This is a genomic window from Geotoga petraea, assembly GCF_900102615.1.
GTDB classification, from domain to species: domain Bacteria; phylum Thermotogota; class Thermotogae; order Petrotogales; family Petrotogaceae; genus Geotoga; species Geotoga petraea.
Window position 1 is genome coordinate 138,311 of the sequence record NZ_FMYV01000006.1, and the last position, 15,748, is coordinate 154,058.

At 25.2% G+C, this 15,748-nt stretch carries 14 protein-coding genes; 10 read left to right on the forward strand and 4 right to left on the reverse strand.

Features of this window, described 5'->3' with window-relative positions; all coding sequences use genetic code 11:
* Window positions 1-31 precede the first annotated feature (31 nt).
* Both BLS00_RS08185 and BLS00_RS08190 read left to right on the forward strand, forming a co-directional pair.
* Window positions 32-1,777, forward strand: a complete 1,746-nt coding sequence (locus BLS00_RS08185; RefSeq protein WP_091404690.1) for an ATP-binding cassette domain-containing protein — start codon at window positions 32-34, stop codon at window positions 1,775-1,777.
* Window positions 1,761-3,536 (forward strand): ABC transporter ATP-binding protein, encoded by a 1,776-nt coding sequence (locus BLS00_RS08190; protein ID WP_091404693.1) that lies wholly within the window; start codon window positions 1,761-1,763, stop codon window positions 3,534-3,536. The genes BLS00_RS08185 and BLS00_RS08190 overlap by 17 nt, the downstream gene beginning before the upstream one ends.
* A gap of 203 nt (window positions 3,537-3,739) precedes the next feature.
* On the opposite strand, the gene BLS00_RS08195 is transcribed toward BLS00_RS08190, so the two are convergent.
* Complete coding sequence (locus BLS00_RS08195; RefSeq protein WP_091404697.1) at window positions 3,740-5,350, reverse strand: hypothetical protein; 1,611 nt, start codon at window positions 5,348-5,350, stop codon at window positions 3,740-3,742.
* Window positions 5,351-5,763: 413 nt separating this feature from the next.
* Here BLS00_RS08195 and BLS00_RS08200 point away from each other — a divergent pair, with 413 nt between their 5' ends.
* The 7 genes from BLS00_RS08200 to BLS00_RS10615 all read left to right on the forward strand — a co-directional run bounded on the left by BLS00_RS08200 (window position 5,764) and on the right by BLS00_RS10615 (window position 9,075).
* Entirely contained in the window at window positions 5,764-6,162 is a 399-nt protein-coding gene (locus BLS00_RS08200; RefSeq protein ID WP_091404702.1) for a hypothetical protein, read from the forward strand.
* 129 nt (window positions 6,163-6,291) lie between these two features.
* Window positions 6,292-6,903, forward strand: a complete 612-nt coding sequence (locus BLS00_RS08205) for a CPBP family intramembrane glutamic endopeptidase (RefSeq protein WP_176759877.1) — start codon at window positions 6,292-6,294, stop codon at window positions 6,901-6,903.
* A 13-nt stretch (window positions 6,904-6,916) separates the two neighbouring features.
* Window positions 6,917-7,606: a CPBP family intramembrane glutamic endopeptidase gene (locus tag BLS00_RS08210; protein ID WP_091404707.1), complete on the forward strand. Its 690-nt coding sequence runs from the start codon at window positions 6,917-6,919 to the stop codon at window positions 7,604-7,606.
* Between the two features lie 61 nt (window positions 7,607-7,667).
* Window positions 7,668-7,874, forward strand: coding sequence for a hypothetical protein (locus BLS00_RS08215; RefSeq protein ID WP_091404710.1), 207 nt, complete (start codon window positions 7,668-7,670; stop codon window positions 7,872-7,874).
* A 63-nt stretch (window positions 7,875-7,937) separates the two neighbouring features.
* Window positions 7,938-8,291 carry a CPBP family glutamic-type intramembrane protease gene (locus BLS00_RS10520; RefSeq protein WP_143012950.1) on the forward strand — a complete coding sequence of 118 codons (354 nt, stop codon included), beginning with the start codon at window positions 7,938-7,940 and terminating at the stop codon, window positions 8,289-8,291.
* A 52-nt stretch (window positions 8,292-8,343) separates the two neighbouring features.
* Window positions 8,344-8,901 carry a CPBP family glutamic-type intramembrane protease gene (locus BLS00_RS08220; protein ID WP_091404712.1) on the forward strand — a complete coding sequence of 186 codons (558 nt, stop codon included), beginning with the start codon at window positions 8,344-8,346 and terminating at the stop codon, window positions 8,899-8,901.
* A gap of 21 nt (window positions 8,902-8,922) precedes the next feature.
* Window positions 8,923-9,075 (forward strand): hypothetical protein, encoded by a 153-nt coding sequence (locus tag BLS00_RS10615; RefSeq protein ID WP_176759878.1) that lies wholly within the window; start codon window positions 8,923-8,925, stop codon window positions 9,073-9,075.
* A gap of 17 nt (window positions 9,076-9,092) precedes the next feature.
* Here BLS00_RS10615 and BLS00_RS08225 read toward each other — a convergent pair whose 3' ends face one another.
* From BLS00_RS08225 to BLS00_RS08235, 3 genes are all read right to left on the reverse strand, one after another.
* A complete protein-coding gene (locus tag BLS00_RS08225) occupies window positions 9,093-12,215 on the reverse strand; it encodes an AAA family ATPase (protein ID WP_176759879.1) in 3,123 nt (1,040 codons plus the stop codon).
* On the reverse strand, window positions 12,215-13,342 hold the full coding sequence (locus BLS00_RS08230) for an exonuclease SbcCD subunit D (RefSeq protein ID WP_091404717.1): 1,128 nt from the start codon (window positions 13,340-13,342) through the stop codon (window positions 12,215-12,217). The genes BLS00_RS08225 and BLS00_RS08230 overlap by 1 nt, the downstream gene beginning before the upstream one ends.
* Before the next feature lie 144 nt (window positions 13,343-13,486).
* Window positions 13,487-14,986 carry a bifunctional DedA family/phosphatase PAP2 family protein gene (locus tag BLS00_RS08235; protein ID WP_091404718.1) on the reverse strand — a complete coding sequence of 500 codons (1,500 nt, stop codon included), beginning with the start codon at window positions 14,984-14,986 and terminating at the stop codon, window positions 13,487-13,489.
* Between the two features lie 126 nt (window positions 14,987-15,112).
* Here BLS00_RS08235 and BLS00_RS08240 point away from each other — a divergent pair, with 126 nt between their 5' ends.
* Window positions 15,113-15,739, forward strand: a complete 627-nt coding sequence (locus BLS00_RS08240; protein WP_091404722.1) for a phosphatase PAP2 family protein — start codon at window positions 15,113-15,115, stop codon at window positions 15,737-15,739.
* Window positions 15,740-15,748 lie beyond the last annotated feature (9 nt).

Genomic DNA, 15,748 nt, shown 5'->3' on the forward strand with positions numbered 1-15,748 from the left:
GTTAAAAACTAAATTTTATAAAGGATAAAAAATGAATAAACCGATTTTAATCATAAAAAACAAAAAAATATACCTTTTTACAACTATAAAAATTATTATAAGTTCACTATCTTCTTTTTTCATTATTTACAATATTATATTGAAAAAAGATTTTATAAATTCCATTGTATATGATAATGGAAAAAATAGTTTTATTTTGCTTTCTTTAATAGGGGTATGTTATTTAATATCTTATTTATCAAATATTATCAATAAAATATTTGATAAAAAAATGAAAGTTATATATAAAAAAGAAACTAAATCTCTGTTGATGAAAAAAATGAGTAATATTAAATATGAGGTATTAGAAAATCAAAAAACACAAGATTTAGTAAAAAGATTAGAAAAAGCAGATGAAAAAGCCATTGATTTTATAAATATTATCAATGGTTTTATTATGAGCATCATACAAATAGCAGGAACAATATACCTTTTGAAAGATTTAAATATATTTTTGATCATGCCTATATTATTTTTTTTGATTTTTGGAGTTTATCTCAATCTAAAAGAAGGTAAAAATCTTTATGGATTTTGGTCTAAATACATGCGTAATGTTAGGAAATCAAATTACTATTCGGAAATTCTAACAGAAAGAGATTATGCTTTAGAAAAAAATATTTTTCAATATTCTAAATTTGTGAATCAAAAATTTAGAAAAGAATTTGATAAAGCAAGAGAAAACAATAAGAAGAATGGATTAAAAAGATTTAAAATTCAAGCATTAACAGAAATTATATCTTTATCTTATACTTTTTTGTGTTTTATTTTATTACTTTTTCCATTAATGAGTAAAACTATTACTGTTGGATATTACATTTCTATTGTAGAAGCTTTGAATAATTTATTTAACACTGTAAAATCATTGTTTTATAAATTACCAGAAGTTTCTGAGTATAAATCGTTTATAAAAGATTTTGATATTTTCATGAAAAAAGAAGAAGAAAAAAATGAGTATAAAAAAAGAGTAAAAAATATAAAAAGTATTGATTTTAAAAATGTATGGTTTAAATATCCTGAAACAGATAATTTTATACTTAAAGATTGTAATTTTAGAATTGAACAAGATAAACATTATGCATTAGTTGGGCTGAATGGAGAAGGGAAGTCCACAATTATTAAACTGATTTTAGGACTTTATAATCCTTCAAAAGGAGATATTGTTGTTAATGATATCTATAATATTCGCGATTTGAATTTAGACTGTTATAGAAAATTAATGGGGATAATATTTCAAGATCATACTAAATTCCCATTCAATATTGAAGAAAATATTAAAATTGGTAATATAGAAAAAGAAATAAAACTTGAAAAAATTGAAGAGATAATGAATAAAATAAATTCTCGAAATTTTCTTAATAATTATGATAAAAAAGAAAAAACTTTGTTGACTGTAATTAACGAAAAAGGTATTGATTTATCGGGTGGAGAATGGCAAAAATTATTGTTGGCAAGATTATTGTTCGCTGATAAATCTTTTAATGTTTTAGACGAACCAACTTCAAGCATAGATCCAATTTCTGAATCAATCATATATGAGGTCTACAATAAAGAGCTAAAAGGTAAAATGACCCTTTTTATAACTCATAGATTAGCTTCAACTAAATTTGTAAATAAAATATTAGTTTTAAAAGATGGAAAGATAATTGAAGAAGGGAATCATAATTATTTGATGGGAATTAATGGAGAGTACAGTTTAATGTATAAAGAGCAAAGGAGATTATATGAAAAAAGAATATAATTTTTATAACACAATTTTTGAATCTCTAAAATTTGGATTTCCTTTACTAAAAAAACAATTCATTATTATGCAAGTGGTTAGTTTGCTGTTTTATTCATTTCCCGTTGTTGGGATAATATTAAATAAAAATATTTTTGATTCTGTAAATATTCTTCCTGATAATACCAATAAATTACTTCCTTTGATATTCTTAATAACTATGTATTTTTTATATTTATTGATCAATAGATTTCATTTAATTTATTATACAAGATACTTGCTTCAATACGGTAATATGCTTAAGTTTGAAAAACTTTCAAAAATCAAACTTCATGAAAAATGTGACGAAATAAATGGCGAAAAATATGAAGATTCTTCATTGTATAGAGAAATTTTAAAGGCAAGAAATGCTTCTCAAAATGTTTATAGGATAATCGAAATATTTATATATATAATTGGATTAAGTTTTGGGAGTGTATTTATATTTTTAAATATTAAATCTTTTAATCCATATTTGTTGATATTCGTTTTATTAAATAGTTTTGCGATATTTTTTGAAAATTATATAACTGGAAAAAAGATAAGTCAATTTAAAATAAAGAATGCACAAAAAAATAGAGAGTTTGAAGGTATAAATGATTTATTTATTAAATATAACTCAAATAGGGAATTGAAAGTATTTAACATTATGACCTTTGTCAAGAATAAATGGAATGAAAAAATAAACTATCTTATTGAGGAAGAAAAACTCCTTAATAGGAGTCAAATTTTTTTGGTTATATTTTCTGAGATTATTAAATTTATATCTCAATTTGGAGCATACTTTTTAAGCGGTTATTTATTTATAAATCAAAAAATTAGTTTGGGTGAATTTACTGCAAGTTTAGTTGCTTTTTCAAGTCTTGTAAATTTTACAAACGAGTTTTTTGAACTAACCAGTTTTCTAAATAGATTTGTGTTTTTGGTAAAACCATTTTTTAATTTTATGAACATAAGACACAATAAAAGAAACGAAATTAAAGATAAAAAATTTAAAAACATAAAGCTTAATAACGTTAGTTTTATATATCCGAATACAACTAAAAAGGCTGTTAATAACATAAACATTGAAATAAATAAAGGGGATAAAATAGCTTTAGTTGGAGAAAATGGTTCAGGAAAAAGTACTTTGATTAAGCTCATACTTGGATTATATACTCCAACAGAAGGTAATGTTTTATACAATGGGGAAAAAAGCAAAGGTATAGATAAAAAAGATTTGTATAGTGATAAATCTGTTGTGTTTCAAGATTTTAATAGATATTTTATGTCTGTTTATGAGAATGTTTTGATGGGAAATTATTGTGAAAAAAATAAACAAGAAATAGTTCAATCTCTAATAAAAAGTGGTTTTCCATTAAATAAATTTTCTTTGGAAGATAACTTAGGTAGAGATTTTGGAGGTATTGAATTATCTGGAGGAGAATGGCAAAAATTATCAATAGCAAGAGGTTTTTTCAAAAGATCAGAAATGATAGTTTTTGATGAACCTACAAGTGCAATAGACCCTTTTCAAGAATCAAAACTTTATGAAAAATTCTTTGAATTATTCAGCAAAAAAACTATGCTTTTGGTAACTCACAGATTAGGTGCGATTAAATTGGTAGATAAAATAATAGTACTAAATGATGGAAAAATAATAGAAACTGGAACACATGAAGAATTGATAAATAGAAATGGATATTATAACAAATTATGGAGTTCTCAAACAAAATGGTATGATTTAAACTATGATAGTTAATGATTTATAAAAAATCGTTGATAAGCTATGCATTTTATAAAAACATTGATTTAATGTATATAATATATTATTTAATAATATTAATTCTAATTAGCGTAAGTATATTCCGAGATGACAGAATAAACGTTATAAAATTAATAAATGTAGTAATAAACACACTGGTTATATATTCAATAGTAAGGTTAGTATAAAAACAGGACGAGCTAATGATAGCTTGTCCTTTTAATTATGTCAAGAAACAACTTTCTTTTATCTTTATCAAAACACCAAAAAGCAATAAAAGCAGTTCTGAAAAACAACCCATTATCCATACAGAAGTTTTTAATTATTCTCTTCCATTCAACAGAATTGTCTGAATAGAATATATCTGGTAAATATTCTCTAAGAGAAAATCTGAAATCGATATGGTATCTTGAGTAATTTCTTAAAAAAATATTGAATAAACTTTGTTGTTCAGAATTTAGATCCAAATAAAAGTTAAAGAAATTATTTATTTTTTCTTTATTTCTCATTTCATTAAGAGCGTTTATTATGAGATCTTTTCTTCCCCCTAAAAAGCCAACAGGTTTAAAAATATCAATAAAAAACTTCTTTCTTTTGTTGTTGGTGTTATAGTAATCAAAACAGGTGGAATCATCTTTTATGTAATCAAACAAATATTTTAAATTAATGAAGTTTGGAGTTTCTATATAAGCCATGTATGTTGAAAGAATAAATATTTTTCTTTTAATAAAAGGCAGTCTTGAATATTTCTTTTTTAGTGAATCAAATTTTATGTTTATATGATTTTTAAGTAATTCATAATTTATTGCGTCTGGTTGATTGGCGTCGAATGAGATTTTAAGAGATGTTATTAAACTTTGTATTTCTTCAGATTTTATTTCTGACTTTTTGTTTCTTATAATTTCATTATAAATATCATTATAATTAAAGCTATTTTTTGAGTCTAAATTATAATAGTGTTTTTTTAAATGATATCTAAGGTTTTTTGAATTTTTATAAACCATGTTATCTAATTTTTCATAAAACTTGTTAAAATGTTTTATTTTATTAATTGAATATAGATAAAGATAGTAATATTCAAGATAATTTACATCTTTTTCTTCTCTTTTGATGTGACAGATTGTATCAAAATCTTGATCCAAAAAGTTTAATCCCCCGATATAATAACCATCATAATATTCAAGTTTTTTGCATTGTTTTTTAGCAAGTTTGAAATTATGATTTCTAATATTCCAGGTTGAATCGTTCAACGCTACTGATATAGCAGTTGGATGAGGGTATGATAAAGCTATTTCAAAAGCTCTGTCATATATTTCAAATGCTTCTTCATGTTCTCCTGCTTTCGTTTTCTTTCTTGCTTGAGCAAAATATTTAAAAGGTTTGTTTGCTAAATCTTTTTTGTGGTTGTGACTCCAAGCTCTCAAAGTCTTGTAATTCCTATCATATATTGAGTTTTTAACACTAATAAGGATAGTTGAAATATTACCTCTAAGAAGTTCAGGTATATTTTTAAAATTATCCACTAGATAGTTATAGTATTTTTTAATATTATCTAAGTCTTTTATATTAATATAACTTTGTAGTAAGGAAGAAATAGATAAAAACCTCAAAGAATTATTATCTGTTGAATCTATTATTTTTTCTAAAAAAATAAAAGTATCTTCATGTTTTCTCAGCCAAGAAAGCTTTCTGCTTTTATAGAAATAAACAAAATCTTCTCTATCGTCATTTTCAATAAGAAAATTCAAAAAAGGTTTTGAATATCTCCCGTATGAAATTATCTCAAGTAAACTGTTTGTATTTAAAATCATTAATATACACCCACAATATATTTATATCTATATTTATTTTAGCATATTGAAATGGTTACCGAATAAAATTCAATTGATTTTATATGTTTATTATTTATTATAAACTATATTATAGAAAATATTTACAAAAAAGTTAATCAAAATAAATAATCAGAAACTCAATATTCAGAGTAGTTTACTCTCAACACGGATTCGAAACAAAACAGCTAATCTATATATCATAGCAATTACAGAGATTTCACAAAGTTCAAAAAAATTAATTGATCAACATTTCATTTTGTAACATTTGTGACCCTTTATAGATAAGGTTTTCAGAAGGTCATTTTCAATTTTGATGTCATATAGATTTCTGTATAATTATAGTAATAAAAATATCTGGCCAGATAAAATAAAAAAATAAAGGAGAGATATTTATGAAAAAAGTAATTTTGATAGTGGCAATAATGGTTATTAGTATTAGTATTTTCAGTATTGATAAATCCTATGAACCAACTCCAGCGCCAAACGCTGCAGCTGTTTTAAGAGTATGGGAAGAAAATACTATAGTAAGTCAAGAAACTAAACATAAAGATGTTTATTTTAGTGTAACTGGTAGAATAAGTGTGAATTTAGGATTTATAGTAATAGAATTAGAAGCTGAAGCCGGAACAACAAAAACTATTTATTATGAAGTTACTGAATGGCATAGAGAAACTTTTAGAGAGGTCTGGATCGCAGGAAATATAGATGATGATATTATTGATCCAACAAATCCAAGAACTGTTATAGAAAAAATTGGTGATGATTATTATACTACACGTAAAATAAAATAAAAATTAAGCCTTATATTTTGTAAGGCTTTTTAAAAAGGAGAACTTATGGATAAAAAAATTTTCTTGTTAATAATATTATTTTTGGTTTCAGTGAAGATTATCAATTTATTTTTCCCTTACAAAATTATTATGATTTTTTTTATATTTATATTATTTTATTTTTTATATAAGAACAAAAAATATCTAAAAATGATTTCATTTTCTTGGATAGAAAAAAGTAAAATAGTAAAAGCAACATTTGAAATAATTATTTATACATTCATAGCACTTTTTATTTCGTTTTTTCTTGAATATTTAGCAGGTTTGAACAATAATGTTTTTGACATATTATCAAAAGAAAGAGAGTTTATTAGAGTTATTACATCTTTTAATATTAAATCTATTGAGATTCCTTTTTTTGAAATGGATAATACTTTTATAAACACTATGGATTATATTTTATCTCTACTTATTTTACCAATAATGGCTATTTATGAAGAAGTTCTTTTTAGAGGGGTAATATATGGGCTTTTGAAAAAACATTTTAAGATAAATATTATCATTTCTGTATTAATTACTTCAATATTATTTACACTTTTTCATTTGAGATTTACTTATATGGGGATTATAGATTTGATAATTGTAAGTGCTTTTTTTAATTATATATATATAAGAAAACAAAATTTATTATACCCAATAATAGTTCATCTTTTATATAATATTTTCGGATTATTTGTGGTAGCTTTAAGTATCTTAAATTAGTAAAGGAGTATTTATGGATAAAAAAATATTTTTGTTTTTAATTGTATTATTTTTGGTCATACAAAAAATAATATCTGTAATTGTACCATATAATTTGTTTATGTATGTTTTAATAGGAGCTTTTTTTTATTTTTTATATAAAAGCAAAAAATACCTAAAAATGATTTCATTTTCTTGGGTAGAAAAAAACAGAATATTTAAGTTTGTATTTGAAGTTATTTTATACACTGTTATTTTATATTTAATTATTTTTGTTTATCAGTGGTTATTGAGTTTAAACGATAATTTATTTTATTTTTTTAACTTCAACTGGGATATTATAAACAATATTTCGACTTTGAACCTTCAAAAAATAGAAATGCAAATATTTGATAAAACCAATATTATTATAAAAAATATAGATATTATTTTGTCTATAATTTATATCCCAATAGCTATTATATATGAAGAAATATTATTTAGAGGGGTAATATACGGTTTTTTAAAAAAATATTTGAAATTTAATACATTAATATCTATATTTATAACTTCTATACTATTTTCGTTTATGCATTCTAATAGTATTAATATTATAGATTTTTTGAATATTTTCATCTTGGGTATGTTTCTTAACTATATATATATAAAAAAAGAAAATATTTTATATCCAATAATGATTCATTTTGTATATAATTCATTAATATTGATCTTTTTATATATTTAGCTTATTTATTTTTATTTTCAAATTATTATTAAAAAAAGAAGAAATATATTGGGGGGGTTAGATGAATAAACTAACAAGAATTACTATTTTTATTGCAAGTTATTTATTGATTAATTATTTATTTTCAGAAAATTTTATAGATAATAACTTTTTGTTGTCTATGATTTTGATTATAACTATTAATCTTTCTTATATTTTTTTATTAAAGAAATTTTATATAGAAAAGTATAATGTTTATTTGGATTATACGGGATATGGTAGTGTGTAGAAATCTTTTTTTCATGGATTTATAATTTTCGTTATTTTTGACATTACCTCATCACTTTTATTTATGCTATTTAAATATGAATCTGTATTGAATTTAGAAACCTACAATACTCAAATTAATTTAGTTTTAGATTTTATATTGAGTATTTTAATTATTTTCATTCAATTAATATTTCTGGAATTATTGTCAAGATCAGTAATTTTTGAAGAATTAAAAAATAAAGGGGTTAAAGTAATAACATCAGCTATTTTAGTTTCTTTAATATATATGACATTTTTTATCATGCCTTCATCTCCAGTATTCATTATAAGTACATTTTTTGTGTCACTTGTGGCAACATATTGTTATTCAGAAAAAGGTTTGGTTAGCTCTATAACTTTTACATTTTTAACTCTGATATTTTCATTACCTTTATAATAAAAAGTAAAAAAAGGCGAAAGCCTTTTTGGCATTTAGCAGGAGGAAGAATATGGACATAAAAAAGAACGGATTTGAGATATTGTTATACACATTGTCAGTATTGCTTATGGTTTTTGTATCGAACTTGTATGTTTTAATACCAGCTTTGCTTATAGTTATTATTTCTTATTTTATAAAAAACAAAAGTTTCAAAAAAATTATGAGTTTCAACAGCAAAAGATGGGGTAAAAGGTTTTTAATAGGTCTTATTCTTCTTGTAGTTACGATAGGATATTTTTTTGTTCAAACAGATAATGTGTCTGAAATAAATTCAAAAGATATTTTTATATGGTTAATAATATTTCCATTTATAAATGAAATGATATTCAGGGTAATGGTAATAAACATTATAGAAAAAGAAAAATACTTTTGGGTATTCAATATAATACAATCTTTGGTGTTTGTATTTTCGTTGATAAACCTTGATTTTTATAACAAAGATTATTTTTTAACATTTTTATTGGCATTTATAGCAGGATGGGTTTATAAAGAAGATAAAAGTTTTTATAAAATATTCTTTTTGGATATGGCTATTAGTTTTGGAATTTTATTACTAAATTATCTATAAGATTTAGGAGGATTACCATGAATGGATAACTATAATAAAATGGTAATAGTTATTGGGATAAAAATATTTGGTTTTTTAATAGCAGATTTTGGAAAAATCAAAGATAATTTGGGTGGATATTATAAGCAACTATATATTTGGACTTTTCTGGTTATGTTTCAAAAATTAAAATAAAGGATGCTCAGCATCCTTTATTTTTTTATGGTACTCCCTTGTTTGCTTGGGATAATTTCAATTTTTGAATTTATTCTTTCTTTTAATTCACTTACATGGGATATAATTCCAACCATTCTTCCCGAATTGTGCAGCTCAGTTAACACTTCTATTGCGTTGTCTAAAGAATTTGTGTCCAGGCTCCCAAATCCTTCGTCTATAAAGATTGTGTCAAGGGCGACACCGCCAGAATGACTTTGAACAACGTCTGCGAGTCCTAAGGCAAGGGATAAAGCAGCTTTAAAACTTTCTCCGCCGGATAGAGTTTTTATTTCTCTTTTTTTTGCAGTGTAGTTGTCGAAGACCATTATTTCAAGTCCTTCTTTTTTTCTCCCATCTATTACTTTTGAAGCTCTGTAAAGTCTGTATCTGTTTTCTGTTAGTTTTTTTAACCTCTGATTTGCTCTGGATAATATTTCTTCAAAGTAATAAGCAAGTACATATTTGCTCAAACTAATTTTTGAATTATTATTACCCGTGCTTACGTCTTTAATGCTTTTTATGGTTTCGAATTCTTTTTCTTTTTCTGCCGTTTCTTTTTTTATAGTTTCGATGGATTCTATAGTTTTTTTCAAATCTTTTATTTTGTATTCGAGATTTGATTCTTGTTTTATTATTGTTTCTATTTCTTCAGTTAGTTTTTCTATCATTTCTGAAAGAGGTACTTCGTTTATTTTTCTGATATTTTTTGTTGATTTTTCAAGATCATTTAGCAAACTTTTTTTGTTTTGTATGTTTTCTCTGTATTCTTTTATTTCTTTTTCTATATGGGTTATGTTGTCTATTTGTTTTTTAAAAGTTTCATATTCTTCCAAGGTTTGAAATTGCATTTTTTGAATCATGGCTTCAAAATTTTTCTTTTCTTGGGATACTTTTGCAGTTAAATTTTCTATATCTTGTTTCAGAGTTTTTATGGTACCTTTTACAGAGTTTACGGTTTTTGAAGTTTCTTCTGATTCTTTTTTTATTTGATGGTAGTTTTTTTCTGTTTTTTGTATAAAATCGTTGTTTTCTTCTATTGATTTTTTAATTTGTTCTTCAGTTTTGTTTTCAATTTGTTCAGATAAATTTTGTATGTCCTTTTTTAGACTGATTTCCTGTGTTTTTAAACTGTTTATTTGTTTGTTTTGTGTTTCTTTTTGTTCTTCCAGAGTTTTCAGCTGTTCTTTTATTTGTTTGTTTTGTAGTTTTTTATTTTTTATTTCTTGAGATATTTTTGATTTTTTATCAAACTCTTCTTTTTGTTTTTTCAGAGAATCTTCCAAAGAATTAATAATCTCTTCTAAATGAGATTTTATTTCTTTTTTGTCTTTTGGTAACAATTCAAGTTCGCTGCAAATTCTTTTGTATTCAGATATCACAAAAGAAGCGGTTTCGTTGTATTCTTTTGATATTTCTTCGAATTTTTTTTGTGTTTCTGAATTTTGTTTTTCTTGTTTTTGGAGTTTTTTGTTTAATTCTTTGAGTTCTTCTTCAGTTATCATATCCTCGTTTTTCTCTGCCGGTGAAGGGTGGTGTGTAGATCCGCAGACCGGGCAAGGTTCTCCTTCTACCAATTTGGAAGCAAGAAAATAGGATTGAGAATCAATTAGTTTTTGAGTTTTTTCATGATATTCAGATCTTAATTTTTTTAAAATCGCTTCGTTGTTCTCTTTTTCTGTTTTTACCTTTTTGAAATTGGAATATATGTTTTCAAATTCAGTGTATTTTTGCTTTAATAATTTTGTGGAGTTGTATATTTTGTTTAATTCTTTTATTTTATTTTCCAGTATTTCCATGTTTATGTCTTCATTTTTATTTATGAATTCTTCGTTTTTTTCAAATTCTTTTTTGTTTTCAGAGATTTTGGTTTCTATATTTTTTAATTTTTCTTCTTCTTTTTTTATTTCTATCAGTGTTTTTTCGTGGTTTGATTTTGTTTTGTTTAGAGTTTTTATTTTTTCAAATTTTTTATTTAAGTCTTCTACTTCTTTTTTAACCGCCGATATCTTCTGATAATCCCCTTCTATTTTTGGAAGTTTTTTGTTTATTATTTCTTGTTTTTTCAAACTTTCTTCTAAAATTAAGTTTTGTTTTTCATGTTGATTTTGTTTTTCAGATAGTTGTTGTTTGTATTCTTTATATTTTTCTTCGTAAGGTATTATTTTTTCAGCCTTTTTTATCTTTTCAAGCTGTTTTTCTTTGGTTTTTATAGTTTCTTCATTTTTCAACAGATCTTGTAATTCTTTTTGAATCTCTTCTTTTTTATTCAGTAGTTCGTTATCTTTTTTTATTCTTTCAAGATGTGAATTCAATTCTTTTTGTTTTTGCTGTTTTTTTGATTTTTCTTCATTTACCTTGTTTTTTGTTTTTTCATTTTTTTCTATTTCTATAGTTATTTGAGAAATAAGTTCTTCAGTGTTTATGTATTCTGAATTTATTAGTTCCTGGTATTTTTCTGAGTCTATTGAAACTTTTTCTGCGATTGTTTTGGTTTTTAGTTTGAAATCTTTTAATATTTTTTCTAATTCGATGTATTTTTCAACTATTTTGTTTTCGAACTGTTCGTATATGCTTATATCGAATATTTTTTTGAAAATTTCTGCTCTTTCGTCTGAACCGGCCAATATTAATTTTCTGAATTCTCCTTGTGGAATCATCATTATTTGTCTGAATTGATTGTAATCCAAGTTCAAGTATTTTTTTACTATTTCAGTAACTTCATCTGCTCCATATCCCTCGCTTATTAGCTCTTCGTTTTTGTATATTTTTATGTCAGCTGTTGTTCGGTTTTCTGTTAATCCGTCTCCTCTTTTTTTTGCCCTCATATATGTAGGAGTTCTGTTTATTTTTATTTTTTTATCTTTTAGCATAAATTCAAATTCAACAAAAGTATCCGTGTTTTCGTCTGCAAAATCAGACCTTGAATTTGCATTTCCCCTTTCTCCCATAGATCCATTTCCGTATAGGGCAAAACATATAGCATCGAAAATGGTTGTTTTTCCAGCCCCTGTTGGGCCGGTAATTAAGAATAATCTATCGTTTTTTAATTTCTCAAAATCTATTTCCTGTTCTTCTAAAAATGGGCCAAAAGCCTTAAATTTTAGTTTTAAAGGTTTCATCATTTATCACTTCTTTTTGTCAATATTTCGTTGAATATGTTTTCAACAATTTCTTTTTCTTCTTTTTTTATTTGGGTTTGTTTTACCTCTTCATAGAATGATTCAAAAAGTTCAACTGGCGAAATATCTTTTATGTTTTTGTCAGATGTTTTTATATCGTCATTGGTTTTTAAGTTTGGGAAATCTAAAGACAGAACGTTCGGAAACTTTGAACGTAGCTTGTTTATAGCGTCATAAACAGGTTTTTCGTTTTCCAAAATTATTTGTAAGTAATCATCTGTTGATTCTTCTTTCATGATTTCATCGAACAGCCCTTTCATTACTCTCATGTCTCTTTCTGTTTCAAAAGATATTTTTTGAACATCTATATTTCCTTTTTCTTTTATTTTAACTAAGTTCATCCCTTTTTTATTGTTTGATTCGCTGAATGAATATTTTAAGAGAGAACCTGAATAATTTATCTTTTCATTTTTGAATTTTTGTGGTCTGTGAAGATGGCCAAGGGCTACATAATCGAAAATTTCAAAAACAGAAAAATCTACGAATTCACTTCCTCCAATTGAAAGTGGTCTTTCAGATTCACTTTCTTCTCCTCCCATTATGTACTCGTGGGATATTAGAATGTTTCTTTCTTTTTCGTTTATATTTATGTTATCTATGTAATGTTTTAAAGCTTGTGTTTTGTTTTCAAAGTCAATTTCAAAAATATCCCTTGCCTTTTGAAATTCAACATAAGGCAGTAAATAAAAATTTACAGGACCAAAAGAATCGTTAAAAGTAACTTTTTTAATTTCTTTTTTCAATGTTCCTTCGATGTGAAGATCCATTCCAGATAGGATTCCGTTTAAGAATTCCAGCCTTTCCGAGCTGTCGTGGTTTCCAGATATTATGAGAGTTGGTATCTTCATTTCAAGAACTATTTTAGATAGTGTTTTGTTCAAAAGGTTTACAGCTTCTGAAGGAGGTACAGCTCTGTCGTACAAATCTCCAGCTATTATTAAAACATCTGGTTTGTTTTGTTTTAGGTAAGTTATAAAGTTGTTCAAAATATATTTTTGGTCTTCTGTCATATAGTTAGAATAGATTATTTTTCCAAGATGCCAGTCGGCTGTGTGTATAATTTTCATTCTATCCCTCTTTTCTTGAATATTAATTTATATATAAAATATAAGCTTGTCCATCTGTAAAGAACAAATCTCCGTTAAATATTTTTTCTTATTAGTTTGCTTTGAAAACAATTAAAAGGTTATTTAATGTGGTGATTTGACTGATTAATTATCACCCAAAGGAATTGAGTAGTTAAACCCAATTATTATATAGCCAATTAGAGCAGAAATTACTATTATTGATGTAATTACTTTTTCCTTGAAAACAGGTTTTGTGTAATTTATTTCTGGTTTTTTTGACATGAAATATTCAGAAAGACTTATTGCTATAATCAGCCAAATTGCACCAGATAAATATCCCCCCAAAACATCGCTTAAATAATGTACTCCAAGGTAAAGTCTGCTGAATCCTATCAAAATTATTATGGCAAATCCACTGAAAAATATATTTGTTTTACGTTTCCATTTTGAAAAGTTTCTTATTAATAAATAAGTTAAAAATCCATAAAAAGACATTGCAATTGTTGCATGCCCACTTGGAAAAGAAAATGTGTTTTCGATATAAAGAGCAGTGTCAGGTCTTGAGCGGTGTAATATTATTTTTCCCAAAGAAGTGAAAATTTCACTTCCTATAATACTCAATAACAAAGGAGTTATGTAATTTCTTTTATTTTTTATCCATAAAATAGTTATAGTAGAAACTGTGAATATTGTAATTGTTTCCCATTTACCAAGTAAAGTTATCCAAAAAAAGAATTTTGTGAGTGTTGCACTTCTAAAAACTGCTATTAAATTTTCTAATCTTATATCTGCAGTAACAATGCTATCTGAATTTATCACGTCTTCAACTATTCCACCAAACATTCCCAAAGCGTAAATCAAAGCTATTGTTAATAGAGTCAAGGGTAATCCATAAAAATTATTTTTATCAAATCTTCTCTTCAAAAAAGAAAAAAACTTTTTATGTTTTGCAACATATTTTTTTATATTTGGATTATCAACGATGGCTTGTCTTGTTGATTTTAAAAATGATATCAGCAAATCAAGAAAACTTTCTCCTCTATTTGCAGCTACGGTTTTTATTATGTAGAATATAACAAAGATTACAAATATAATGGCTAAGAAAAATCCAGTACGTGTTAACCATATTTTTGCTACATCGATAGATTGTGAGAAAAAATAACCAGGCAAAGTCCAAGATATTCCCCAACCTATTGCTCCTAAAAAGTTCCAAAGCATGAAAGAAGATCTTTTCATTTTAAAAGTTCCCGCTATTAAAGGAGCAATTTCTTTAATACTTGGTATAAATCTTCCAATAAAAACACTCATTGACCCATGTTCATCGAAGAATTTTTGACCTTTTTTAAAATGAGCAGGTTTTACAAACCAAAATCCTTTTTCAAATATCTTTGTTCCATACTTTTCCCCAATGAAATAATTAAAATTGTCACCAAGAACAGCTCCTGCAATGGCAAATATTATTAGATAAAACAAGTTGAAATATCCTTCTGCAGCCATTCCTCCCATAAATAATAATATTGTTGAACCAGGTATTAATAATCCTATTCCTATAGCGGTTTCAGCAAGTGCAACAATAAGAGCAATTAAATATCCAAATGTATTATAATCATTTATCGAATTAAGAAAAGATTGTATATAATCCATAATGCCCTCCTAATATAATTCTACTATATTTTCTTAATTTTCTTAAAAAAAGTAAGATAGTAATTGTTATGTAATTTTAATAGAATTATTATAAACTGTAGTAAATGACGTAAGCGAGGTGCATATATGAAAAAAATTTTTTTAATTATTTTTTTTGTAATAACATTTTTAGTTTCTTTTGCTGAAAATAATTTGAAGAAAGATTTATTTAAAAAAAGTTTAGCAGGAGTCTCGCTTTCTATGGGGAGCTATTTTTTTGATGAACAAATTAGAAATATGACAAGTGATTTTGGCTTTGAATTTGGTGAGATTATAGATACTAAAGTTATGATTGGAACAAGTACGGCTTTGTATGTTTCGTCATATTTTATTAATGATGAATATTTTTCAAAAACATCATTTCAGAGTTTATCTTCCTCGTTTATAACCGGGGGAACAATACTCGCCTTGAAATTATTGGTAGGAAGAGCAAGACCATATATGAATCAAGGGAAAGATAGTTTCGAGCTTTTTAGAGGTATAGATTCAGACGATTATCGTTCTTTTCCTTCAGCGCATTCGGGGTTATCCTGGGCAATAACAACTCCATATGCAGAAAGGTATTCGAAATGGTTGTATATTATTCCAACGATTATTTCTGGATTTAGAGTTATCGAAGATAAACATTGGACTTCAGACGTAGTTTTTGGGAGTTTAATAGGGTTTTTAACTGGAAAGATGGCATATGAAAAAGAGTTTTATATAAGCTTTTAATGTTTTTGC